Source organism: Flavobacterium sp., from assembly GCF_036405015.1.
Classification (GTDB): domain Bacteria; phylum Bacteroidota; class Bacteroidia; order Flavobacteriales; family Flavobacteriaceae; genus Flavobacterium.
Genome location: NZ_DASWYK010000261.1, coordinates 1 through 25,552, shown reverse-complemented (window position 1 = coordinate 25,552; position 25,552 = coordinate 1). Strand labels below are relative to the sequence as shown.

At 34.9% G+C, this 25,552-nt stretch carries 22 protein-coding genes; 13 read left to right on the top strand and 9 right to left on the bottom strand.

Translation table 11 applies throughout. From position 1 onward, the window contains the following. Positions 1–51 precede the first annotated feature (51 nt). The gene (locus tag VGE71_RS22815; protein ID WP_331140385.1) at positions 52–2,562 is read right to left on the bottom strand and encodes a hypothetical protein; all 2,511 of its coding nucleotides are present in this window, start codon (positions 2,560–2,562) and stop codon (positions 52–54) included. Positions 2,563–2,917: 355 nt separating this feature from the next. Here VGE71_RS22815 and VGE71_RS22810 point away from each other — a divergent pair, with 355 nt between their 5' ends. After that, complete coding sequence (locus tag VGE71_RS22810) at positions 2,918–3,991, top strand: ionic transporter y4hA (protein WP_331140384.1); 1,074 nt, start codon at positions 2,918–2,920, stop codon at positions 3,989–3,991. Positions 3,992–4,116: 125 nt separating this feature from the next. Here VGE71_RS22810 and VGE71_RS22805 read toward each other — a convergent pair whose 3' ends face one another. From VGE71_RS22805 to VGE71_RS22785, 5 genes are read right to left on the bottom strand one after another with little or no spacing between them, the layout of a single operon-like run. Continuing rightward, positions 4,117–5,880 carry a hypothetical protein gene (locus tag VGE71_RS22805; protein ID WP_331140383.1) on the bottom strand — a complete coding sequence of 588 codons (1,764 nt, stop codon included), beginning with the start codon at positions 5,878–5,880 and terminating at the stop codon, positions 4,117–4,119. Between the two features lie 11 nt (positions 5,881–5,891). Then, positions 5,892–6,851 carry a FecR family protein gene (locus VGE71_RS22800; RefSeq protein WP_331140382.1) on the bottom strand — a complete coding sequence of 320 codons (960 nt, stop codon included), beginning with the start codon at positions 6,849–6,851 and terminating at the stop codon, positions 5,892–5,894. Positions 6,852–6,868: 17 nt separating this feature from the next. Further along, the gene (locus VGE71_RS22795; protein ID WP_331140381.1) at positions 6,869–7,471 is read right to left on the bottom strand and encodes an RNA polymerase sigma-70 factor; all 603 of its coding nucleotides are present in this window, start codon (positions 7,469–7,471) and stop codon (positions 6,869–6,871) included. A 36-nt stretch (positions 7,472–7,507) separates the two neighbouring features. Then, positions 7,508–7,696, bottom strand: coding sequence for a hypothetical protein (locus tag VGE71_RS22790; protein ID WP_186296557.1), 189 nt, complete (start codon positions 7,694–7,696; stop codon positions 7,508–7,510). A 17-nt stretch (positions 7,697–7,713) separates the two neighbouring features. Next, entirely contained in the window at positions 7,714–8,742 is a 1,029-nt protein-coding gene (locus tag VGE71_RS22785) for a sterol desaturase family protein (RefSeq protein WP_331140380.1), read from the bottom strand. Positions 8,743–9,152: 410 nt separating this feature from the next. On the opposite strand from VGE71_RS22785, the gene gndA reads away from it, so the two are divergent. The 3 genes from gndA to pgl are packed head-to-tail and all read left to right on the top strand — an operon-like array spanning position 9,153 to position 12,822. Then, on the top strand, positions 9,153–10,562 hold the full coding sequence (gene gndA / locus VGE71_RS22780; RefSeq protein WP_331140379.1) for an NADP-dependent phosphogluconate dehydrogenase: 1,410 nt from the start codon (positions 9,153–9,155) through the stop codon (positions 10,560–10,562). A 30-nt stretch (positions 10,563–10,592) separates the two neighbouring features. Further along, a complete protein-coding gene (zwf, locus tag VGE71_RS22775) occupies positions 10,593–12,122 on the top strand; it encodes a glucose-6-phosphate dehydrogenase (protein WP_331140378.1) in 1,530 nt (509 codons plus the stop codon). After that, positions 12,106–12,822, top strand: coding sequence for a 6-phosphogluconolactonase (gene pgl / locus VGE71_RS22770; RefSeq protein ID WP_331140377.1), 717 nt, complete (start codon positions 12,106–12,108; stop codon positions 12,820–12,822). Before zwf ends, pgl begins: the two co-directional genes overlap by 17 nt. 233 nt (positions 12,823–13,055) lie before the next feature. On the opposite strand, the gene VGE71_RS22765 is transcribed toward pgl, so the two are convergent. Beyond that, positions 13,056–14,093 carry a succinylglutamate desuccinylase/aspartoacylase family protein gene (locus VGE71_RS22765; protein ID WP_331140376.1) on the bottom strand — a complete coding sequence of 346 codons (1,038 nt, stop codon included), beginning with the start codon at positions 14,091–14,093 and terminating at the stop codon, positions 13,056–13,058. A 113-nt stretch (positions 14,094–14,206) separates the two neighbouring features. After that, complete coding sequence (locus VGE71_RS22760) at positions 14,207–14,566, bottom strand: nuclear transport factor 2 family protein (RefSeq protein WP_331140375.1); 360 nt, start codon at positions 14,564–14,566, stop codon at positions 14,207–14,209. 239 nt (positions 14,567–14,805) lie between these two features. Between VGE71_RS22760 and VGE71_RS22755 the strand changes: the two genes are divergently transcribed. From VGE71_RS22755 to VGE71_RS22725, 7 genes are all read left to right on the top strand, one after another. Then, positions 14,806–15,165 carry a hypothetical protein gene (locus VGE71_RS22755; protein ID WP_331140374.1) on the top strand — a complete coding sequence of 120 codons (360 nt, stop codon included), beginning with the start codon at positions 14,806–14,808 and terminating at the stop codon, positions 15,163–15,165. A 258-nt stretch (positions 15,166–15,423) separates the two neighbouring features. Continuing rightward, complete coding sequence (locus VGE71_RS22750; RefSeq protein WP_331140373.1) at positions 15,424–16,515, top strand: efflux RND transporter periplasmic adaptor subunit; 1,092 nt, start codon at positions 15,424–15,426, stop codon at positions 16,513–16,515. Between the two features lie 51 nt (positions 16,516–16,566). Further along, complete coding sequence (locus VGE71_RS22745) at positions 16,567–19,683, top strand: efflux RND transporter permease subunit (protein WP_331140372.1); 3,117 nt, start codon at positions 16,567–16,569, stop codon at positions 19,681–19,683. Between the two features lie 233 nt (positions 19,684–19,916). Further along, complete coding sequence (locus tag VGE71_RS22740; protein WP_331140371.1) at positions 19,917–21,407, top strand: TolC family protein; 1,491 nt, start codon at positions 19,917–19,919, stop codon at positions 21,405–21,407. A gap of 150 nt (positions 21,408–21,557) precedes the next feature. After that, on the top strand, positions 21,558–22,118 hold the full coding sequence (locus VGE71_RS22735; RefSeq protein ID WP_331140370.1) for a Crp/Fnr family transcriptional regulator: 561 nt from the start codon (positions 21,558–21,560) through the stop codon (positions 22,116–22,118). Positions 22,119–22,367: 249 nt separating this feature from the next. Beyond that, entirely contained in the window at positions 22,368–22,694 is a 327-nt protein-coding gene (locus tag VGE71_RS22730; protein ID WP_331140369.1) for a multidrug efflux SMR transporter, read from the top strand. Positions 22,695–23,133: 439 nt separating this feature from the next. Continuing rightward, positions 23,134–23,580, top strand: a complete 447-nt coding sequence (locus tag VGE71_RS22725; protein WP_331140368.1) for a GNAT family N-acetyltransferase — start codon at positions 23,134–23,136, stop codon at positions 23,578–23,580. Position 23,581: 1 nt separating this feature from the next. Here the strand turns inward: VGE71_RS22725 and VGE71_RS22720 are convergent, their stop codons facing one another. After that, complete coding sequence (locus tag VGE71_RS22720) at positions 23,582–24,445, bottom strand: LysR family transcriptional regulator (RefSeq protein WP_331140367.1); 864 nt, start codon at positions 24,443–24,445, stop codon at positions 23,582–23,584. Between the two features lie 63 nt (positions 24,446–24,508). Between VGE71_RS22720 and VGE71_RS22715 the strand changes: the two genes are divergently transcribed. Then, positions 24,509–25,030: a GNAT family N-acetyltransferase gene (locus VGE71_RS22715; RefSeq protein WP_331140366.1), complete on the top strand. Its 522-nt coding sequence runs from the start codon at positions 24,509–24,511 to the stop codon at positions 25,028–25,030. Positions 25,031–25,043: 13 nt separating this feature from the next. Beyond that, positions 25,044–25,552: DMT family transporter (locus VGE71_RS22710; RefSeq protein WP_331140365.1), on the top strand; the 509-nt coding region annotated here is incomplete at its 3' end.

Genomic DNA, 25,552 nt, shown 5'->3' with positions numbered 1-25,552 from the left:
TCTTTGAATTATAACTAACTTTTATTCTTTACTCTTTACTCTTTATTCTTTCTACCTTCTTCCTCTAAAGCCACCGCCGCCTCTAAAACCGCCGCCACCGCCTAAACGACCACCGCCATCTCTTTGGAAGTTTTGGAAATTACGGGTTTGGGATTCTCCGCGATCTCTTGAAAAAGCAGAGCGATCAAGATCGTTTGTAATATCTGGACGCCCCGCTTCTCCAAGTGGTTTATTAGGTTGTCCTAGTGTTTGATCTGCTTTAGGGAAATTATCACGCTGTATTCCTTCACCAATTCTGGTTTCACCTCCTAAATTTTGATTGGCTTTCGGTTGAATTCTTTCTCCTGCTCCGTTTGCTCCTAATCCTTGATTTGTTTTATCACGCTGAATTCGTTCTCCAGCTCCATTGGCGCCAAGTCCTTGATTGGGCCTATTTTGAATCCCTTCACCCGATTTTTTGGATGAGCCCAAAGTTCCTGCTTGCGTCCAACCACCGTTTCCATTATTATAGTGACTCCAATTTCCGTTTGCATCTTTTTTATAAACATGTCCGTCGTGGCCTGCATAGACATTATTGTTGGTATGAATTGTTGTTCCTCCGCCTCTTCGATGTGTAATAACACCTTTATTTCCTCCCGAAGTTTCGTAACCAATTGCTGTTCCGCGTCGAGTTGTAATATGTCCCGTTTGTGCCCACTGATTTCCGTTTGTCGCTGCTGAATGTCCCCATTGCGCATACGCATTATGTCCTTGATTGGTTCTAGCATAATTTCCTGTCCACGGATTATAGGTACTTGCAGCCGTGCGACCACCATACCAGCCTTGCACACTTGCAGAACGTCCGTATCTTCCTGTTGCTGGATTATACCAAGCCGAAGTTCCCGCAGCGCCATAAGGTCCGTAAACACGTCTTCCGGCAGCATAACCACCCGTCCACGGATTGTAAACTGCTCCTCCTCCATACGCATAAGGCCACGGACGATAAATTGGATACATTCCGCCATAATAAACATAAGGCGGATAATACCATCCTGTTCCATAAGTCAAGATAGCGCCAAATGTTGCTCCAATAATAAAAGCACCTAAATAACCCGCAGTAGAACTGCTTTCTACCGTTGTATCGGTTGTCGTTTGCGTTACATACGTTACATTATATACAGGCGAACTTGGCGGAATGGTATAAATTTCTTTCGGAACAGAATCGGCTGTTTTCCAAGGTCCGTTTGGACTGGTTGACATGAACCAAACCGCCTGAAAACATAAATAATACAAATCGCCTACTTTTATAATCTTTTCCTGCGTATTGCTTGCGTATTGCATTTTTGTGCCTTCAATAGGTTTAAACTGAGCCGTTCCACCATCATAAGCTACTTTTACTTTTGCCTCAGCATCCGATTTTTTCAAAATAGCAGTTGTGGGAACTTGAGCCAACATAACGGCATCTTTTGCTTCCTGCGTTCCAGGTACAGATGATAATACATTGGCACGTGGAGAATCTTTTGGAATCTTAGCAAAATCAGCTGGTAAATTATTTCCTGCATACGACCAAGGTCCAGTTAAGGCTTTCGATTTAAACCATCTTCCCGATAATAACACATAATACTGACCATCTCCTTCATTCGCAAAAACATCATTTTCAGTATTATCAATATACATTAATTTGGTTCCGTCGATTTTAACGAATTTCGGACTTCCGTTTACTGCAATCAATTCTGCTGGTTTATTGCTGTAGAAAACCTCTGGAGCATTTCCAGAAGATGGCGGCGGAATCATTTTTTTGACCTCATCATAATTCTCTCCCGAAGGTAAATTACTTAAACTTAAAGGTAATTTAGTCGTTTTCGTCCATTTGCCCGCAATATCTTTAGAAGTCAGCCAAATGTTATCAACTAATAGATAATAATCTTTTGCCGTTTTATCATAAAACACATCCCAATTCGTATTGACCACAAATTGAATATCCGATTTATCTATAGGAACCAAAACAGGTTCTCCCTGTACTATCAGCAAAATTGCTGGATTGGTGCTGTAAAAAATGGCAGGTGGATCGTTTTTAGTAGCAATCCCTTTTGCTGGACTTTTGGTATGACTTAAATCGGCCAAAATACGATCTACCGAAATCGGATCTCCGCTTTGAGGCAGCGTTTCTTTAAACAGTTTTTCCATTTCGGGAACTTTCTTTTCATCCAAAGCAGGAAAGCGAATATCGGTTACTTGAATATTTTTAATAAAAGCGCTTCGGTTGTCTTTGTCTACCAATGTTTCCGCTTTTAAAGAAGCTACACCTAAAACCTGTTTTCCATCTTTTGGCGTCAGCGAAAAAGCCACACGCGCCGTAAGATCTTTAAAATCTTTCCAATCGTCTACCTGAGGCTGATAATAAACCAGTTTTGTACCGTTATTTTCGGCTTCTCTCGGCCAGCCATTATCGGCAATTAGTTCCGATTTGGTAGTATCCGACTTTTCAGTTTCTGTATTTAATTGATCTGTATTTTTATCTTTTTTGCAGGAGAACAAAATGGAACTCAGACAAGCTGCAAGTACTAGAAAAGCATTTTTCATAAATTTAAAAGTTAGGTTATTCATTAAAAATTTATTCTTCTGGTCGTCTTATAAAATTGTTTCCATAAAATTATATTCACCGAATAAAAAAAACTAAAAATCAGCACGTTACTTTGTTTCAGATTGTAATTTGAAACCAAATAGTGGGGAAATTTTTGTTTTTTTAGTTGACCTAAAATTTAAAATCTGTGGTTTGAAAAATAAGCTTTGTTCTAAAACCTATCTCCAAACCTTAAAAACTCCTTAAAAATCCCCATTCCAAAAAAATCTTCCCCATAAAAACCGTATATTACAAACTCAAGCCGGTTCTGTTGGCCCTATCGGCTATTGCTATAATTTTTAAAAACTACAAAAAATGAAACAATTATTACAATGGACCATCATTATTCCGATTCTATCTTGGGCGCTTCTTTTTAGCGGACTGATAGCAAACAGTACTATTTTTCAAATCGCGGCGAGTATTTTGCTTATTCTAAGTGTTATGTCGGCTGTGCATCATTCTGAGATTATTGCAGAACGCGTTGGAGAACCTTACGGAACGATTATTTTGGCTATTTCGATTACTGTAATTGAAGTTTCGATTATTGTTTCTTTAATGCTTTCTGAAGGTTCAGAAGCCACTTCTTTGGCCAGAGATACGGTTTACGCGGCAACGATGTTGATCTTAAACGGAATTATTGGTTTGTGTCTTCTTATTGGAAGCATCAAACATTACGAACAGAATTTCTCTACTTCTTCGGTAACTATTGGCTTGGTTTCGCTGGTTTCAATTATTGTATTTACTTTGGTTTTTCCCACTTTTACAGAAAGTGTTCACGGTTCCTATTATTCAACGCCTCAGCTTATTTTTGCTTCTATTGCTTGTTTGGTCATTTACGGTTCGTTTCTCTTTGCGCAAACCAAAGGCTATCGCCAATATTTTCTAACTAACGGAACGGATGAAGACGCTAAAATTCATCCCATAGAAATCAATAATAAAACGTTTTATACGAGTCTTATTTTTCTGTTGGTTAGTTTAGGAATTGTGGTTTTACTGGCTAAAACGCTTTCTCCCACTATTGAAACGATTATTATTGGTTACCATCTTCCTAAATCTCTTGTCGGGGTTATTATTGCGATTATCATTTTATTGCCCGAAGCGATTGCAGCCATTATTGCAGCAAGAAAAAACAGACTGCAGACGAGTTTAAATCTGGCTTTAGGTTCTGCCCTTGCGAGTATCGGATTAACGATTCCGAGTGTGGCAGCAGTTTGTATTATCATGAATATGCCAATTGTTTTAGGTCTTGATATTAAATCTATTGTTTTATTGGCTTTATCGGTCTTTACGGTAATGCTTTCGTTAAGCAAAGGCAAATCGAATATTGTGTATGGTGTGGTGCTTTTGATGAATTTGTTTGCTTTTATGTTTTTGATGATTTATCCTTAAATGTTTTTTTCAACACATAGAAACATAGAATTTTTCGCTTTTAAAAGAGATTAAAAAAGAAACTCGTTTCTACCACATAGCTTAAAATGCCTATAAACTAATATTTACAGTCATTTTTTATTCGTTTAAAACAATGTCAATCCAAAACTCCATCCTATCCATCCCAGAATATCTTTGCTGTTGTTGTCAATTACAGTATAACGTTTGGTACGATCCTGAACAAAAGTCGAAGTGTTTGCATTTCCGTATTTATCTTTTTTCTCAGACCAATACAGATTAAACGAAGGTCCTGCAGATAGCGCTACGCCTTTGCATAATTGAAATGAAAACGAAGAATCGAATTTAGTCAAGGAATTGTATACATCCCAATTTCCTAAATAAAGATATTGCGTGCTGAATTCGGGATTATAAGTAAAACGTTTCCCTAACGGAATGTTCTTCCCTACTCCAATTCCGAAAGAAAATAGTTTTTCTTCATCGCTTCGATCGCTTCTTCCTGCCATTAAAATCGTATACATTTTATGATCTCCCGTTTTTACAGAAACATTTATATCTGAAATTTCGTTGCTTGTAATGCTGATTTTCTTATAACCGCCTTTTTTAAAGTTTAGTAAACCAAAACTATATCCCGATGGCGAATCGGTAATGTTTATTAATCCAAACTGGACTCCGTCTAATTCTTTTGCATAATTAAAAAGTCCTGAAATTTGGGCACCTCGCACAGTATCTTTTCCTATATTATATATTCCAGAAAACTGCAATCCGTTCTGAGAACCTTTTACTGTATTACCAATTCCTGCAATTTGAAGCCCTTTAGAATCTTTATATACATTGTTATAAATACCGCCCATTTGTAACCCTATTTGCGAACCTTTTACACTATTATGAATACCGCTTAACTGCAAACCTCTTAAATTGCCAAAAACATTATTATAAATTCCAGCTAACTGAACTCCGTTTACAGATCCACCAACAGTATTAAATATTCCTGCCATTTGAAGCGCTTCAACATTCATACGGTTGATGTTGTAAAGCCCGGCCATTTCTAATCCGCGGACACCGGCATTATAACCTCCTAAAATATTTAAAGAAAAATTATTGACAATCTGTGTATTCATCATTCCCCGCGTGCTGATACTCGGAATAAGAGAAGCCTGTACAGGAACTTTAGAAATGAATCCTCCCAGATTGAGCGCTTGTATTCTTTGTTTGGAAGAAATAAAGAAACGCCCGATTCCTGATCTTTCTATTTCAGAAAAATCTCCATCAATATAATCGGTTTTATTTTTTTTGTCTCCCATCTGAATTTTAATTTCAGAAAGAAATACCATTGTCACTGTTTTATAATTCTCTTTAACGGCTGTCAGTTCTATAGCTTGAGGTGCATTTTTTAATCGAAGTTCAAAAAAACCATCTCTATTGGTTAAGGTAGACAGCAGCGCATTCTTCTCCAGCACACTCACATTTTCAAGACGATTGTTAGTTTTTGTATCTACAATATAGCCGTTAACAATTTGCTGTCCGTCACTCATAACGGTGTTTCTTTCTAATACAAGAGCCAATTCTAAAGGAGCATAACGAACAATAACAAATCCTGGAGATTCTTTGTATTCGTATTTTGTGCTTAACAATTGATCTAAAACTCCTTTTATAGTCGATTTTTCAGCATGAATGCTAACCACGCTGTCTTTAATCACTAATTTGCTGTAATAAGCAAATCTAAAATTTCCTTTTTCTTCCATTAAGTCCAAAATACTGCCTAATGGTTTTCTATCTGCATGAACAGAGATTTCGTTATCTAATATAGATTGCGCATTTACTTTAAAAAAGACGCCCGAAATAAGAATCAATAAAACGGGTGCAAAAATAAACTTGATTTTTGTGAGCATATAAAAAAGAATTACTCTAATATGATTTGATTGTCTTTTCGTTCTATTTTAATCGTAAAAGTTTCCTGAATTACTTCTAAAATCTGATCCAGTGACTGATTTTTAAATATTGTCGTTAATGGTTTTTCCTGTAAAGACGCTGTTTTAATGATAATATTGACGTTATATATTTCGTTAAGAGCATCGACTAATTCCTGCAATGGTGTTTGGTCGCAAACTAATTCTTTATTACGGTAATAATTGTATAAACGGCCTTTACTGACACTTTTTAATAAACCGGTCTGTTTGTTGGCAATGACTACTTTTTCGCCTTTTCTTAGTTCTACTTCATCTTTGTTTCGGCTGACTTTTACAATTCCTGTTTCGACATTTACAGTGGTTGTACCGTTTTTGTTTTTCACATTAAAAGATGTTCCTACTACTTTTACCTTAACATCATTCACATAAATAATAAAAGGTTTAGTTTTATCTGGAGCAACTTTAAAAAAAGCTTCTCCTTTTAAAGTTACAGGTCTGGTATGGCCTGCAAACTTTTTATATGATAATGAAGAATTTTGGTTTAACGTAACTATCGTGCCATCTGGTAAAGTATCATTTATAGTACTATTTGATGCATAAATCTGAATCAATTTATCATCTGAATTATTTTCAAAATAAGAATACCCCAACCATCCTAAAGTAGAAATCAAGATAATCGAAGCCGCAATTTGCAACCAGCGACTGTATGATTTTTTTGGAATCTTTATAATATTATCTTTTTCATGAATTCTATTTTGAAAGCGTTTCCAGGCTTCATCTTCATTTATAGTCGTTTTTTGAGACGCGATTAAAAGACTCTCTTCCCAGATTTTCTTAAAATCGTTGTAATATTTTAAATTGTTTTCGCTGGCATTCAGCCAGTCTTTTACGATTGCAGTTTCGTCTGCATCAGTTTCGCCAACTAGATATTTCACTAGTAAATCATCGTTCATATTCATATTGTTTTGGCTCATGATCTTCGAAATAAATTTATCATAAATAATAAAAATGGAAGATATTCTATTAGTTTAGAGCGCATTACTTTAAGCGCTTTTCCCATTTGATTTTCTACTGTTTTGATGGAAATATTCAATTGATCGGCGATTTGCTGATATTTTAACTGTTCAAAACGACTCATTTGAAAAATAATTCGGCATTGCTGTGGCAATTCATTTATTGCTTTTTCAATTTCGGTTTCGAGTTCAGTGGCAATCATTTGATTTGACGAATCTTGATTTGAGGATTCCATATTTCCTGAATACTGCAGTTGAAAAGAAGTTTTTACTTTTAAATGTTTAATGTGATTCAGACTTTCGTTATGAACAGATCGGTACAAATACGATTTTAATGAATCATCAATCTGTAATTGTTCTTTTTTCTCCCAAATCCGAAAGAATACATTTTGGACAATTTCTTCAGCCATAACATCATCTTTTACAAAAGTATAGGCAAATGCATGAAGGCCTTTGAAATAAGTTTTAAAAACCTTTTCAAAAGCGGCTTCATTTTGATTACTAAGACTAATATGATCTGTATTAGTATACTTCACAAAAACGGTTTGACATTCAATCAAAGATAGATACTTTTTATATTTAATATATTTTTTTAGTTAATTGAAAGACAAATTAGACTGTTGGTATATAAAATTATGATTTGCCAGAAGTTTTATAAAAGGATCAATCGTAGCATCAAGGTCCAAATCGGTATTTAAACTAAATTCATAACAATGTACAATACAGCTGTTATCTGAAAGATAGGTAAATGATAATCCTTTATCGGTTCCTTTTGTAATGATCATTTCATTCTCGAGAACGGCTATACGGTTATCTTTTCGGTTAAAGTATTCGAATAACTGTTGTTGAAATTGCTTTCGTTTTTCGTTTGCTCGCATGATACAATTGATTTTATAGGTTGAACGGTTTCTTTTTTTAATTTCTGTTTGGCAATAACATCTGGACTTGCAAAAATGTAATACATCTTTTTTCGAAATCCTTTTGCTCGTTTTACATCTGAAATAATATCTTGAAATTCATGAATATTTAAATACAGCGGATTGAGTTTACTTTTTAATAAACTAGTAATGCCATAGCGTGGTTTTTCGTCTTCGTACTGAAAGGATCCAAACAAATGATCCCAGATCATGAATACAGCGCCAAAGTTTTTGTCTAGATATTTTTCCTGACTTCCGTGATGTACGCGGTGATTGGATGGAGTTCCAAAATATTTTTCGATAAACGGATGCAGTTTCCCAATGGCTTCTGTATGCACCCAAAACTGATACAAAACACTTAACTGATTGGCAATAAAAAATACAGCGGGATGAAAACCAGCCAAAATCAGCGGAATAAAAAAGATGATTTTACCATACTGAAACCAACTTTGTCTAAAACTGACTGTCAAATTGTAATGTTCTGCCGAATGATGCACCACATGCGCCGCCCAGAAAAAACGGCAATAATGAGAAATTCGATGTGTCCAATAAGAGCAGAAATCATAGAAAATAAAACACGGAATTAAACTCCACCAGCTAAATTCCATTCGATAAGGCAATATATTATAAATCCAAACTACAGCATAAAGTAGTAAGGTCTTCATAAACAAATTGACGGTTAGATTTCCTAAGCCTATCAGTACAGATCCTATCGTTTCTTTTTTGTCGTACTCTTTTCTTTCTAAAAAATAAAAAACAACAAATTCGAGAATGGTAAAAAATAATACAACTGGAAGTGCATAAACAATTAAGTTTGGAGCACTTTTTTCTACTTCATTAATTTTTTCTAATGCAATGGGTTCTGCTCCAAAAAATGTCAATTTGATAAAGAGATAATTGATGATTTTAACCATGATTAAGAATCGTTTTTAATTAATTCTGCTTTTGTTACAGAAGTAATACAACCGAATCCTATTTTACCCCTATCCTCTTTTTCATATTTTTTTTTAGATGCTGTCTAAAACTCATTTTCAACGTAGTAAACCGATCAGATCGAAATGAAGTTGATTGTAAAGTTTTATTTCAAATTTTAAAATAAGTGTATTTTTAACACCTAAAAAGTATCACAATAAAGACCAAAAGTGAACGATTTTACTCCTCCTTTTTCAGCATTTTTCTCTAACTTAGCGGTCTACATTTTGAAATGTAAGATTAAAATAAACTGTGTTTTACTGCAAAACATTGAATAAAAAAGCTTTACTGTTTTTTCTCTTACTTTTTTTGCAGTCAGACATTCTTCTAATAATTTAGTTAATTGAAAACTATGAACAAATTTGATTTTGGAATTGTAGGACTTGGTGTAATGGGCCGTAACTTACTTTTAAATATCGCCAGCCATAACTTCGCGGCTGCAGGTTTAGATTTAGATACAGAAAAAGTCAACTCTCTTCAACAAGAAGCCGATGCCAATCACACTATCGAAGCAACAACAGATGTAAAACATTTTGTAGAGCTTATTCAACAACCAAGAGCGATTATGTTATTGGTTCCTGCGGGAAAACCAGTTGACAGCGCAATTGCTAGTTTACTTCCTCATTTAGATAAAGGTGACATCATCATCGACGGTGGAAACACTTATTTTACAGATACTGACAGAAGATTTTTAGAATTATCTGAAAAAGGAATCCACTTCTTCGGAATGGGTATTTCTGGTGGTGAAAAAGGAGCTCGTTTCGGTCCTGCTATGATGCCAGGTGGAGACCAGAAAGCATATGAAAGACTTCGTCCTATTTTTGAAGCAATTGCAGCAAAAGTAGATGATGAACCTTGTGTAGAATATTTAGGAAACGGTTCTGCTGGAAACTATGTAAAAATGGTTCACAACGGAATTGAATACGGAATCATGCAGTTGATTTCTGAGATTTATGACTTAATGAAAAGAGGTTATAACTTGGATGATGAAACGATTCAGAAAACTTTTGCTGAATGGAATCAAACTGATGATTTAAGATCTTATTTAATTGAAATTACTGGAAACATCTTAAAACAAAAAGATGAAGATGGAACGCAATTAATCAACAAAATCTCGGATTGGGCAAGATCTAAAGGTACAGGGAAATGGACTTCGCAAAACGCAATGGATTTACAAGTTCCAGTTCCAACAATCGACGCTGCTGTAAACATGCGTGATATGTCTAAAACAAAACCAGAAAGAATTGAAGCGGCTAAACAATTAGTTTGGAATGCTGATGAAACAACAGTTTCTCAAAGCGAAGCCATTGCGTCTTTAAAATCAGCTTTGTTCTTTTCTATTGTGGTGACTTATGCTCAAGGTTTAGCTCAACTTCACACTGCGTCTAAAGAATACAACTACGGATTAAATCTAGAAACAGTTGCTAAAATCTGGCGTGGCGGATGTATTATTCGTGCTACCATTTTAGAAGATTTCAGAAAAGCATACGTGGCAAAAGCAGATTTACCAAACTTACTTTTAGACGGTGGAATTGCTTCAAAATTAACAGAAAACCAATCAGGAATGAGAGCGGTTATTCAGTTTGCCGTTCAAAAAGGATTACCGGTTTCAGGATTAATGAACTCGTTGGCTTATTTTGATGCTTACCGTTCTGCTAATCTTCCAACCAATTTAATTCAGGCACAACGTGATTATTTTGGAGCGCATACTTACGAGCGTATCGATAAAGAAGGCGTTTTCCATACACAATGGGCTGAATAAACAATTAAAGCAACACAACTAAACCACACAATGACTAAAAATAAACTAAAGAATCCAACAATTATAGTAATTTTTGGAGGAACTGGAGATTTGGCAAAGAGAAAACTCTTTCCCGCTTTTCAAAATCTGTACCTTGACGGACGTATGTCTGAAAAGTTTCAGATTATTGCTCTCGGTAGAGCTGAAAAAACCAATGAAGATTTTCGCTCTTATGTTGCTGAAAATCTAAATCTGTTTTCAAGAAGAAAAGCAGACAATGATCCAGAAACAGAAAAATTTCTTTCGCATATTACTTACCACAGTCTTGATATTGACAAAGAAGAATCGTACATCGGATTAAACGAAAAGATCAACAATTTTGATCTGGCTTTTGGCGAACGCGCTAATCGTCTTTTCTATCTTTCGATTACGCCTTCTTTCATTTCAACAATTTCAAGCAATATCAAGAAAATCGGATTGGCTGCAAATCCGAAACAAGATCGTATTATTATCGAAAAACCTTTTGGTTACGATAAAGCTTCTGCCATTGAACTGAATGAAATGCTTTCGCAGACTTTCAAAGAAGAGCAGATTTACAGAATCGATCATTATTTAGGAAAAGAAACCGTTCAGAATATTTTGGCTTTCCGTTTTGGAAATTCTATGTTTGAACCTTTATGGAGCCGTAATTTTATTGATTTCGTGCAAATTACCGTTGCAGAAGAAGTCGGCGTTGAAGAACGAGGCGGATTCTACGAAGGTGTTGGAGCCTTAAAAGATATGATTCAGAACCATTTGTTTCAGATTTTATGTATGACGGCAATGGAAGCACCTGCTTCTTTAAATGCAGATGATATTCGTAATCGAAAAGCAGATGTTTTAAAATCGATTCGCCGAATCAAACCAGAAGAAGTAGATCATTATATCGTAAGAGGTCAATATAATGCAGGAGAAGTAAAAGGCGTTCCGGTTCCAGGTTACCGTCAAGATAAAGGTATTGCTCCAGATTCTAATACCGAAACTTATGTAGCAATGAAGATTTATCTGGACAACTGGAGATGGCAGGGAATTCCGTTCTATTTGCGTTCTGGAAAAAGAATGGAAGAAAAACAATCTTCGATCATTATTCAGTTTAAACCAGTGCCACATTCTTCATTTTCTTACGGAAAAGAAGGAATGACACCAAACAGACTGATTATCAATATTCAACCTTCAATGGACATTAAACTGCAATTTATGACTAAAAAACCAGGTTTATCCATGTCTTTAAGACCTGCTGAAATGGTTTTTGATTATTTTGCTTGTTCTACAATGTCACCAGAAGCATACGAAACATTGATTGCAGATGCATTATTAGGAGATCCTACTCTATTTATGCGTTGGGATCAGGTAGAAGAAGCTTGGGACGCAATCGAAACGATTCAACAAGTTTGGAAAACAACTGCTCCGAAGAATTTCCCAAATTACAAAGCAGGAAGCTGGGGACCAGAAGAAGCAGACGAATTGTTGGCTCGTCAAGGTCACGCATGGATTCCGAATACACAAACAAAAGAAGAAGTTTTAAATGATACAGATTTATAATAACACCGAAGAAATTAATACAACAGCTGCAGACCTTTTTGTAGCTTCTGCAGAAAAAGCAATTGCTGCAAAAGGCAAATTTACAGCTGTTCTTACAGGAGGTTCTTCTCCTGCAGGAATTTACAGATTATTGGCTTCTGATGCTTACAAAAACAAAATCGACTGGAGCAAAGTTTATATTTTTTGGGGAGACGAAAGATGGGTTCCGTTAAATGATGATTTGAGTAATGCAAAAATGTCTTATTCAACCTTATTGAGCCACGTTCCGATTCCGCAAGAGAATATCTTTGAAATGTACCAAGACGGTGTTACTCCTGAAGAATATGCAGCAAGCTACGAACAATCAATCAGAACTGTTTTAGGTGAAGAAGGAAAATTTGACCTGATTTTACTAGGTATGGGAGACGACGGACACACGGCTTCTCTTTTCCCTGGTGAAGCTGTTTTAAACGAACAAACCAAATGGGTTGACGCTTATTATTTAGCTCCGCAAAAAATGTATCGCATTACGCTTACTGCACCACTAATCAATAAAGCAGAAAAAATTGTTGTAGTGGCTTTTGGCGAGAAAAAAGTTCATGCTTTGAAAGAAGTTACAACTGGAACATATAATCCAACTTTGTATCCAATGCAATTGATTAAACCAGTTTCTGGAGAGTTATTGTTTTTGGTGGATAAAGTTGCTGCTGGAACAAACTAAGAAATTGTTTTATCATTATAAGATTAAGGTTTATGCTGAAAAGTATAAACCTTTTTTTAGCGCAATTTCATTCCGTAGGAATGGCTGGTTGGTAGAAATGAAATTGGAAATATCACGTGTCCCTACAGGACACAACGGAAAATGACATTATTTTTTTACCAACGAGATATTCCTACGGAATATTAATGTTTGTTGTAGGTGTCAATTTATTACGCAGAAATGTTTTGTCAATGCTAAAATCCAATACAAAAAACGGTTTCCCCTTTATTCACTGGCGGCGTTCCGATTTTATACAAAATGACTCCAGTTGCAGGAGATTTGATTTCAATTAAAACTTTCCCGAATTCATTCGAAATAAAACCAATTTTATCTTCTTTTTTAATGTAATCACCGCTTTTTAAGTTGCTGTGAAAAATGCCAGCCAATTCTGCTTTTACATATTCCTGATTATTCAGATAAACCGCTGATGGATTTTTAACTGGTGTTGTGCCTTTATTGTACATTTCCATATAATTAAGCATATTGTAAACTGCTTTTTTAATCAAATGAACCGATTCTGTCTGCACATTTCCTAATTTTCCAGCTTCGATACTTAAAGCCGTTTTGCCATTTTGGGAAGCTTGTTTAAAAGCATATTTTGCAGGTTCTGTTTTAGTAATGGTGTATGGATAAGAAACAATATGATTGATTCCCGAAATCTCCGAAAGTTTGTGACTCATAAGAGTATTCTTTTCTTCTAATGTATTGTTATAATAACAAACAAAAGGTAATAAATCTTCATTAGCATCTCCTGCATGAATATCCAGAAAAACATCTGAATTTGGAATTATATTTTTTGTAATATAATTGGCAATTTGTCCTGTAATAGTTCCTGATTCTGAACCAGGAAAAGCATTATTAAGATTTTTATGATCTGACGGATTTACAAATGGTGTTCTTTTATAAAACGAGCCCACATTGGCAATTGGAACTACAATCAAAGTTCCTTTCAACTTCTTCGGATCTATTTCTTTCATTAACTCCTGAACCGCTGTAATTGGTGGATATTCAAAACCATGTATTCCGGCAATAATGGTAAAAACGGGTCCTTTTTCTTGTCCAGAAATAATCGTTAAGGGCATGTAATTATAAGGCGAATCGGTTTTGAAATGCATTATGGTATCGATTCGTTTACCGCTATTTTCTTTTACTATTTTATCCAAATTCTGACCGAAAGTAATCACAGGTATAAGCAAAATTAATTTTATGCTTAAAAGCTTTAAATAATTCACGTGGTATTCTTTTTATCAAGGAAAAACAAGTTATTTCCTTTTATATATTCTTAAAACGCAAAGATAAAGAACTTAAATAGTTTAGACCAAAATTAAAGGTTACGATATTTTCATTAATTCTCTACTAACTCAATATCCATAGTTTTTATCAAACCATCTTCAAAAGTGTAAACATGTTTTACCAATCCGTCAAAAATCAGATTTCCTTGTAGGTCTTTTACGTTTTGTTGCACCAAAACTTCTAGACTTCCGTTATTTCTTTCTACAAAACCAACCGGCTCTACTTTCGGATTAATTTCTGCCCATTGTCTTGTCCAATATTGTCTTATTTCGTCGTGACCACTTATGTAACCGCCTTCCCAAGCTTTTGACCATTGTACATCTTCCTGCATAGTAGACAAACAATCGTCTATGTTTCTTTCGTTAAAAGCGTTGTAGGCTTTTGTAATTACTTCTTTGAAATGATTTAGCATTTTCGTTCATTTTATAATTGATTTCATAAAGTTAAAGCACAAATAGTAACTTTTAAAAATTAATTCGCATAAAAATCAAAATCTCAAAAATCAACTTCTATTATTATCAAATTTTTAAATTTAATCGGTTTTAAAATAATTTTAAGAAACCTTCCTTTTCAAATTACTATATTTGGCGCACCATCAAAAAATACAAACCTTTTTTTCTGATACTAAATTATTAATCCGATTGGCTTTAAATGAAACCTAGTAAGTTCATATATATCGTTTTACTTTCGTTGCTTTCTTTTTTTAGAGGCACCGAAACGTATACGATTCCTGTTGAACTTAATCCCTGCATTACATTAGATAGTGTTGCAGCAGATGACGTACTAAGTTTTTCTTCGGACTTTTCTTCTTCCAAAACAATTGATCTTCATTGTATTGCAAAAAAGAAAATGAAATGCAGGGCGACTACTTTGGAACAAAGTACCATCAAAGCTCCTTATTTCAGTAATTTAGTCAACTTCAAACTTCATAAAGAAAGTTTAATTTATGGTATCGCTTCAATATACCATATTGAAAGACATCCTCATCTTCATTTGTACCAGTTATTCTAGACTAAACTCTCGGCGTTTTTTTATATCTAAAATTTAGAAGTTTTCTGAATGAATTCCTCATATACGTTCACCTCGTATTTGGAAAAAATTATTTATATAAAAAACATTCTTGAAACGGTTATTTTCAAAAGAGAATTTCTCGTACACATTTTTATTTTTTTATTCCGATTGTTTTTCGGAAAACAAATCCAAATTCATGCTCCCTGTATCCAAAAACAAGGGAGAACATCTATTTATTCAAAAATTTAAAACCTAATGATGAGCACTTATAAAAATAAATTTCTTTTATGCACCCTGGCTTTATTCGTTTTAGTCTCGTGCGGTGATAAAGCAAAAAAGAATTCAGACAACATTAAAACAGTTCCTGTTTATAAAGTTACCTTAAAAGACACTATCGTTTCGAGCAAATTTGTTGCCGACGTACATGCTAAAAACAATGTAGAAATACACGTTCGTATTCCTGGTTTACTAGATAAAGTGTATGTAAGCGAAGGACAAAAAGTAAAAAAAGGACAAATCCTTTTCAAAATAAGCGATGTTGAACTTCAGATTCAATTGTTAAAAGCCGAAGCCGTTTATAAAAGTTCAAAAGCCGATTTACGAATCGCTACAGTAGAATTAGAACAAGCACAAACACTTTTTAACAAAAAAGTAATTGCAGATAAAGAATTAGAATTATCTAAAGCAAAATATGAAGCCGCTTCTGCGAAAGTAGCTCATGCACTTGCAGAAAAGAAAGCAATCGACCAGCAGATTAATTTTACCACAATCCGCGCGCCATTTGACGGAACAATTGATAGAATTCCGTTTAAAGAAGGAAGTTTAGTAGAAAACGGTTCTTTATTGACAACAGTTTCTCAACTAGACGATGTATATGCGTATTTCTCAATTCCTGAAAACACTTATTTCCAGATGATGGAAGACAAAACCTTAAATACCCAAGGTGATATCAAATTAATATTGCCAAACGGACAAATTTATGATCAAAAAGGAGAATTAAGAACTGCTGACGGAGAAATCGATAGACAGACGGGTTCTATTCAATACAAAGCTAAATTTCACAATCCACAAGGATTTATCAAACACGGGACTTCTGGAAAATTGATTATTTCAGAGCCAAAAACCAATGCAATTTTAATTCCGCAGAAAGCTGTTTTTTCTATTCAGGACAAACAATACGTTTTTCGCGTGAACAAAGATGGAGTAGTTAAAATGACAAATATTACAATTGAAACCACTCTTGATGATGTGTACATCTTAAACGATGGACTAAAAAGCGATGACCTGATTGTACAAGAAGGCACGCAATCATTAAGAGACGGTGATAAAATCAATATGAAACAAATATAGATTTATTGATCTGTAATACAGTTATTTAATTATTTATCTAAAAAATTTAAAATGATAGAGCTATTTATCAGAAGGAAAATATTATCATTAATCATCTCGGTTATGATAGTCCTTCTGGGATTGCTGGCGTTGTTTCAGCTTCCCATTACCCAATTCCCAGATATTGTACCACCGTCTGTAACCGTTACAGCAAAATATACAGGAGCAAACGCAGAGGTTTCTGCCAATGCCGTCGCCCTTCCGTTAGAAAGAGCCATAAATGGAGTTCCTGGAATGACCTATATGTCAACCGTAACTTCTAATGATGGTTTGACTTTAATTCAGGTTTTCTTTGAAGTAGGAACCGATCCCGATCTGGCTGCCGTAAACGTGCAGAACAGGGTTACCACGATTCTGGACGAACTTCCAGAAGAGGTAATTCGTGCCGGAGTTACGACTGAAAAAGAGGTAAACAGTATGTTGATGTACTTGAATATTACAAGTACAGACAAAACTCAGGATGAGCAGTTTATCTTCAACTTTACGGATATTAATATTCTTCAGGAATTAAAACGTATTGATGGTGTCGGTCGTGCTGAAATCATGGGTCAAAAAGAATATTCGATGCGTGTCTGGTTAGATCCAGAAAAGATGCTTTCGTATAATATTTCGGCAAATGAAGTAATTGCTTCGCTTCAAAAACAAAACATTTCTGCCGCTCCAGGTAAAGTTGGTGAAGGTTCAGGACAAATGAACAATCAGTTGCAATATGTAATTAAATACGGCGGAAAGTTCTTTGAACCAAGCCAGTACGAAGAAATTCCGTTAAGAGCCAATCCAGACGGAACGATTTTAAGATTAAAAGACATTTCGAAAATTGAATTTGGTGCGATGAGTTACGGAATGGTTTCTAAAACCGACGGAAAACCTTCTGCATCCATCATGTTGAAACAGCGTCCGGGTTCAAACGCTTCTGAAGTAATTGCGAGCGTAAAAGAAAAAATGGCCGAATTAAAAGGTTCGTCTTTTCCTCCTGGAATGGAATACAACATTGCGTATGACGTATCTCGTTTCCTTGACGCTTCAATTCATGAAGTATTAAGAACATTGGTTGAAGCCTTTATTTTAGTAGCATTCGTAGTTTTCCTTTTCCTTCAAGATTGGAGATCGACTTTAATTCCGGTATTAGCGGTTCCTGTTGCGCTTATTGGTGCGTTTACTTTTATGTCAATGATGGGATTCTCGATTAACTTATTGACTCTTTTCGCCTTAGTACTTTCAATCGGAATTGTGGTCGATAACGCGATTGTCGTCGTTGAGGCCGTTCACGTAAAAATTTCCGAAGAACATATGGCACCAATGGAAGCTACCATTAGCGCCATGAAAGAAATTACAGGTGCCGTTATTGCGATTACGATTGTGATGGCTGCCGTGTTTATTCCGGTTGCTTTCTTGAGTGGTCCAGTTGGAGTTTTCTACAGACAGTTCTCGTTAACAATGGCAATTAGTATCGTGATTTCGGGTATTAACGCCCTTACGCTTACTCCTGCCCTTTGTGCGATTATGCTGAAAGCACACGATCCGAATAAAGAGAAAAAATCACTTTTAGATCGTTTCTTCCAAAGATTCAATCATTGGTTTGATAATATTACTTCAAAATACATCAAAATATTAGTAAAATTTGCTGATCGTAACACCGTTACCGTTGGCTTGTTAGTGCTGTTTTGTATTTTAACTTGGGGAACAACAAAATTTTTAGCCTCAGGATTTATCCCTACAGAAGACCAAGGTATGGTTTACGTGAGTGTTACAACGCCACAAGGAGCAACGGTTGAACGTACTGAAAAAGCTTTGGACGAAGTAACTAGAATTGCCAAAGAAATTAAAGGTGTTGATAACGTAACGACTCTTGCTGGATACAGTATTGTAACCGAAATCGCCGGAGCTTCGTACGGAATGGGAATGATCAACTTAAAAGACTGGAGCGAACGTGATATATCGGTAACCGAATTTATGGCGGAATTGACCGAAAAAACAAAAAACATCACCGATGCACAAATCGAGATTTTTGCACCGCCAACCGTTCCAGGTTTTGGTAACACGAGTGGATTTGAGCTTCGTTTACTAGATAAATCTGGAGGAAGCATTACCAATACCGATAAAGTAACCAAAGAATTCATCAAAGAATTAAATGCTTCGCCTGAAATTCAGAATTCATTTTCAAGTTTTGATGCCACTTTCCCGCAGTATTTAATTCATATTGATTACGATTTAGCAGCCAAAAAAGGAATTTCGGTTGACAATGCCATGAGTACTTTACAGACGATGTTGGGTTCTTTTTATGCGACCAATTTTATTCGTTTCTCTCAAATGTATAAAGTAATGGTTCAGGCAAGTCCGCAATTTCGTCAAAATCCAGAAAGTATTTTGGATATGTATTTGAAGAATGAGGCAGGCGAAATGGTTCCGTTTTCTACTTTCATCAAATTAGAAAGAGTTTACGGTCCAGAGGTTTTAACACGTTACAACATGTATATGTCGGCGATGATTAACGGTGAACCTGCTGAAGGTTACAGTTCTGGAGACGCCATTGCTGCCGTTGAAAGAATCGCTGCCGAAAAACTGCCAAGCCGTTTCGAATTAGAATGGTCAGGTATGACACGTGAAGAGATTCTTTCTGGTAACCAAACCATATACATTTTTGCACTTTGTATCCTTTTCGTTTACTTATTATTAGCGGCACAATACGAAAGTTTATTGCTTCCGTTCCCAGTATTATTGAGTTTGCCTGTTGGAGTTTTTGGTTCTTACATTGCACTTTTAATGGTTGGACTAGATAATAATATTTATGCCCAAGTAGCACTCGTCATGTTGATTGGTCTACTCGCGAAAAATGCCATTTTGATCGTAGAATTTGCCATGGCGCAAAATAAAATCGGACGTGATATTGTCGAAGCTGCGATCGAAGGAGCGAGACTTCGTTTCCGTCCTATTTTGATGACCTCTTTTGCTTTTATTTCAGGATTGATTCCGCTGTGTATCGCTTCTGGCGCGGGTGCAATTGGTAACCGTTCCATCGGTACCGCTGCTGCAGGTGGAATGTTAATCGGAACTGTATTTGGTCTTGTGATTATTCCAGGACTTTACATACTGTTTGCAAAATTGGAAAAACGAATGAGTAAATCTTAATGCTTAATTTTTTTAAACACATAGAATCATAGGATTTTGAAGGCGTGGAAAGGCGTTTCTCTTAGTTTAAACAAACATAACTAAATGATAATCTTCAATACGAAAGAGAATTTATGTATGGCTATGTGTTAGAAACTAGTTTCTTTCCATTTCCTTCTACAGAAAGAAAAAAAATCTATGTTTCTATGTGTTAAAAAAACTAAACGATAGATTGAACAAAATAAATTTAAACAATGAAAGACCTATTAAATCAATATAAAAATGCTGATGTTCAGTTTCTAAGGACAACTAAAAGTGCCGTTGTCATAACTGGTGTTTTACTTTTGACAGCTTGTTCTGCGCCAAAAGTCAGCAGTAAATTAGACGCTGCAAAACTTCCAGAAAATTTTGATGCACAGCGAAAAGAAGTTTCTAAGGATGATTTTATTCCATTAAAAACAGAAACCTTTTTTAAAGATCCTAAATTAGAAGCATTGCTAAAAAAAGCTATTGCCAAAAATCCGGATTATTTAATCATGCAGGAAAGAATTTTAATTGCCAATTCTCATTTAAAAGTGGCGAAACTGGCACTTCTTCCCTCTTTAGATCTTGCTGCAGATGCTTCTGGATCACATTTCGGAAAATATACCATGGAAGGTGTCGGAAATTATGATACTAACTTTTCTCAAAATATTACCGAAAAACAAAGAATCAACGAAGATGTTACCCCTAACCTATTTTTAGGCGGAAAAGTTTCTTGGGAAGCTGATATTTGGGGAAAACTAAGCAATCGTAAAAAAGCCGCTCAACAACGTTTTTTTGCTTCTCAACAAGGAATGCGTTTGTTACAAACTCGTCTTTTAGGCGATGTTGCCGATTTGTATTTTAAGCTTGTCGCTTTAGACAAACAAGCCACTATTTATGATGACAACTTAAAAACACAGGAAAGAGCATTGGATATTGTTTCGGCTCAAAGATCGGTTGGAAAAGCTACAGAATTGGCGGTACAACAGTTTAATGCGCAAAACAATAACATTCACGCTGAAGCTTCAGAATTAAAACTAAGTATCGATCAAACAGAAAAAGCTTTATTAACTCTTTTAGGAGAATACGGCGGAAAAATTGAAAGAAGTTCAGACTTTTTAGCTGGACATCTAGAAGTTTTAAACCAAAAAATCAGCGTTGATTCTATCATTCACAAAAGACCTGATGTTTCTGAGGCTTATTTCGAATTATTAGCGAGCAACGCAGACGCAAAATCGGCTCGTGCAGCCTTTTTCCCGACTGTAAATTTGGGCGGTTATGCAGGATTCAATTCGTTTTCTTTCAATACACTTTTTGATGCAGGATCTTTCGCTTGGCAGATTCTAGGTGGTTTAACAGCGCCTGTTTTTAATAAAGGTCAGATCAAACAGGAGTTTTATGTTTCGAACAGAAGACAGGAAATCTCCTTTCTTCAATATCAAAATACAATAACAACAGCTTTCAATGAATTAAGTGCTTTATTGCATCGAAATGAAGCTTATGAAGATGTTTTGAAATACAAATTAAACGAAATTGATCATCTTGAAATTGCTGTAAATGTCTCAAACGATTTGTATTTGAGCGGTTATGCGAATTATCTAGAAATCATTAATGCCCAAAAAAACAAATTGCAGGCAGAACTTGATTTTGTTGACATTCAATTGCGAAATGCAAACTCACAAGTTTTATTGTATAAAGCTTTAGGTGGCGGAATTAATTAGTGCTTATATATTGGTCAAAAATGCCTCTGTTTTTTAGCTCATCGCAGAGGTAATTTTAAATCCCATTTCTATGAAATGGGATTTTTTTATGAAAACAACTCTCATTTCCCGTTTACTTTTTACCTTTATTCTAAAATACTAAAATTCCATATGGATATTTCCAAAATACTTGATTTCATATACCAACTTCCCGAACAGTCAAAATTGGCTTTGCAAAATAATGTCACTGAAATTATTTTCCCGAAAGGGCATATTCTATTAAAAGCCAATAAAATAGAATCCAATATTTATTTTATAAAAAAAGGATTAGTTAGAGCTTTTGTAGAAAGAGATAATGAAGTAACGTTTTGGTTTGGAAAAGAAGGCGAAACGATTATTTCAATGAAAAGTTATGTGGAAGATCAACCTGGATATGAAAATATTGAACTTTTGGAAGACTGCGAATTGTATGAACTTAAAACCGAAAATCTCAGAAAACTATTCAGTGAAGATGTTCACATTGCGAATTGGGGAAGAAAATTTGCGGAAAAAGAATTAATTAAAACCGAAGAACGTTTAATTTCTAAACAATTCAAAAATGCTTCTGAACGTTATTTGGAATTAATGAAAGATCATCCTGAAATTATTAAAAGAGTACAATTAGGACATATTGCTTCTTATTTAGGAATTACACAAGTTAGTTTAAGTAGAATTCGTGCAGAATTAAAATAACTATAAGGTGATTTTTTAAACTTACCCATCAGATTATATTAAAATCTTAATAAATCTGCTTTGATCTGTGTAGATCTGCGTGAAAAACCTATACGCAAAAATATTTCACGCAGATTATAAAAGATTTTGGCAGATCAAATTAGATTTATTTACTATATAATTCAATTTATAAAATAATTTCATTTTTTATCATTTGTTAAATTTTTTCTGCGTTTCATAAAAGAACTTTGCACCACAAATTTTTACTATATGAACTGGATTATTTTAATCATTGCAGGCTTATTTGAAGTAGCCTTTGCATCATGTCTTGGAAAGGCAAAAACAACAACTGGAACTGAAATGTATTATTGGTATATTGGATTCTTTATTTCCTTAACTGTAAGTATGCTTTTACTAATGAAAGCTACAGAAACACTTCCGTTAGGAACGGCCTACGCTGTCTGGACAGGAATTGGAGCAGTTGGAACTGTTTTAGTCGGAATCTTTGTTTTTAAAGAACCTGCAGCTTTTTGGAGATTATTTTTCTTAGCCACTTTGGTGGGTTCTATTGTTGGTTTAAAAACGGTTTCGCACTAAAAATATATTTTACGTTTACATTTAACTTTGTCAAAGTTCTAAACTTTGACAAAGTTTTTTTGTTTTTAAACACATAGAAACATAGATATTTCTACCTCAAAAAGGAAGTAGAAAGAAACTAGTTTCTAACACATAGCTATGCGCATTACCTCCCCATTCTTCTCATTCCGAGGAACGAGGAATCTCCGCAAGAAACTCTATAAAGATTGGTAACTTTCTATACGGAGCTACTTGTGGAGATTCCTCCTCCGTCGGAATGACATACTGTTGGCAAAAATTTTCAACTTTAGGATTTAAAATTTTGCATTTTGGAATTTAAAATTTAAAATTTGAGATTAAAAAAACTAATGCATTTCTTGCATCACATGATAAAAAAATAGCATTTCAAAACATTATTCTCTATAGTATCTTTGTCAAAAATTAAAGCCTAAAAGTAAACATGACATTCAGCCATTCCATTAAATCTTTTGATGAATTAAGCAATCACGAACTTTATGATATGCTTCGTTTAAGAAGTGACGTTTTCGTAGTCGAACAAAACTGTCCTTATTTGGATTTAGACAATAAAGATCAAAAAAGTTTTCATTTATTATATTATGTTGATAACGAATTAGCTGGCGTAACACGCTTACTTCCAACTGGTTTATCGTATAATGAAATTTCAATTGGAAGAGTCGTAATCGCAAGATCTCACCGCGGATTAGGTTTGGGAGTAAAACTGATGGAAGCTTCGATAGCAGGCTGCGAAGAGAAATTTGGAAAAGGTCCAATTCGGATCAGTGCGCAATATCATTTATCAAAATTCTATCAATCTCTTGGTTTTGTAGAGCAAGGCGAAGTTTATGATGAAGACGGAATTCCACACATCGGAATGCTTAGAGCATAAGTTACGGAACAATCAATTTTAAAACATTGGCTAAAACAGGATTATGATCTTCGGTTCTCCAATTGATGTACAAATCGGTTTCTAAAGGTAATTGGATAAATCGTAAACCAGGAATTTCATGAAAAAGATACGAGTCTGGTAAAATTGCAATTCCGAGTCCTTTTCGAACCAAAGCAATGATTGCCGAACCGAATTCTGAATGAAGATATACTTCTGGAGCGTTTTCCAGAGAATTGAATAATCTTCGAATAAGATCGCTGTAACTACTGCCTTCATCGTTTGTTGGCAATATGAATTTTTGAGAAGCAAGCGTTTCTTTAGTCAGATCTTCAGGCGTCTGATACGGATGATCTTCGGGAACTACAAGTGCTAAATGGTCAGTGTGGATTTTTTGTGACTGAATATCTTTAGAGGTATTAATATCTCTGGTAATCGCCAAATCGATTTTATAATTGCGAAGGAAATCCTGCTGATTTTCATATAAAACCTGAACCAATTTGATTTTAAGTTTCGGAAAAGCCTCAGAAATACGAGATAAAATTTCAGGCATTAGAGAAGCCGAAATAGAATCGGGATGAGAAATGGTAATAGTACCGCTTTCTCCTAACTGGATCTGACGAGCAGATTGATGAATGAATTCGAGTTTGTTCAATTCGACTTCCCATTTTTCTTTTAAGAATTGGCCAGCAGCAGTAAGTTTGACATTTCGTTTATTACGCTCAAACAACTGAACACCAAGCTGATTCTCTAAAGATTGAATCTGGCGGCTCAATGCTGATTGGGTAATATTCATTTTTCCGGCGGTATTCCAGAAATGAAGCTCACGAGATAAGGCTAGAAAATATTTTATTTGCTGTAAATCCATTAATGCAATTTACGCATTTATTAGAAACAAAAAACAAGTTTCAACGCATTAAAAAGTTATAAAATGAATTCATTAGAAATAAAAAAAGCAACTTTAGAAGATTTAACTGCTCTTCAATTAATTGGAAGACAAACTTTTTCAGAGACATTCGCATCAGTAAACAGCGAAGAAAACATGATCAAATATCTGGATGAAAGTTTTGCTGCTGAAAAGCTAACCAAAGAACTCAACAATCCGAATTCGTATTTCTTTCTGGCTGTTTTGGACGAAAAAACAGTAGGTTATTTGAAATTAAATACAGCTGATGCACAAACTGAAAAAGAAGACGTAAATGCATTGGAAATTGAGCGAATTTATGTGGCAAAAGAATTTCATGGTAAAAAAGTTGCCCAAGCATTATACGCTCAGGCTGAAAAAACTGCCGAACAACTAAAAGCAACTTATATGTGGCTTGGCGTTTGGGAAGAGAATTTTAGAGCCGTAAGTTTCTATAGCAAAAACGGTTTTGTACAATTTGACACGCATATCTTCCGATTAGGAGATGACGAGCAAACTGATTTAATGATGAAAAAAGTCCTTCTGTAATACAATTTCAAACATGGAAAAAAGAAAATTTATATTGCTTTTGTTAATTCTTGGTACCGCGTTTTGGGGTATTTCGTATTCGGTAACCAAAATGGCGATTGGCGGAAATTCAGGTAATGTTTTTTTATTTTATCGTTTTTTTCTAGCGGTAATTGTACTCAGCATTATTTTTTGGAAATACGTTAAGGATATTAATTTCGAAGCTATTAAAACTGGATTTATACTTGCTGTTCCTATGTTTGCAGGTATTCAATTGCAGACTACTGCGCTAAAATATACAAGTGCTTCGCAATGTGCTTTTATAGCTGGGTTAACAGTTATCCTAATTCCATTATTAAAATTGACATTTTATAAAACCAATACCCCTTTAAAAATTTGGATTGCTGCTTTTACAGCTTTAGCTGGTTTAGCCATTATAGCTATAAAAGACAAATTCGTAATAAACTTAGGAGATTTGTTTACTATTGCGGGCGCTTTTGGTTTTGCAGTTTATTTGATTGCAGTTGAAAAACATTCGGCAAC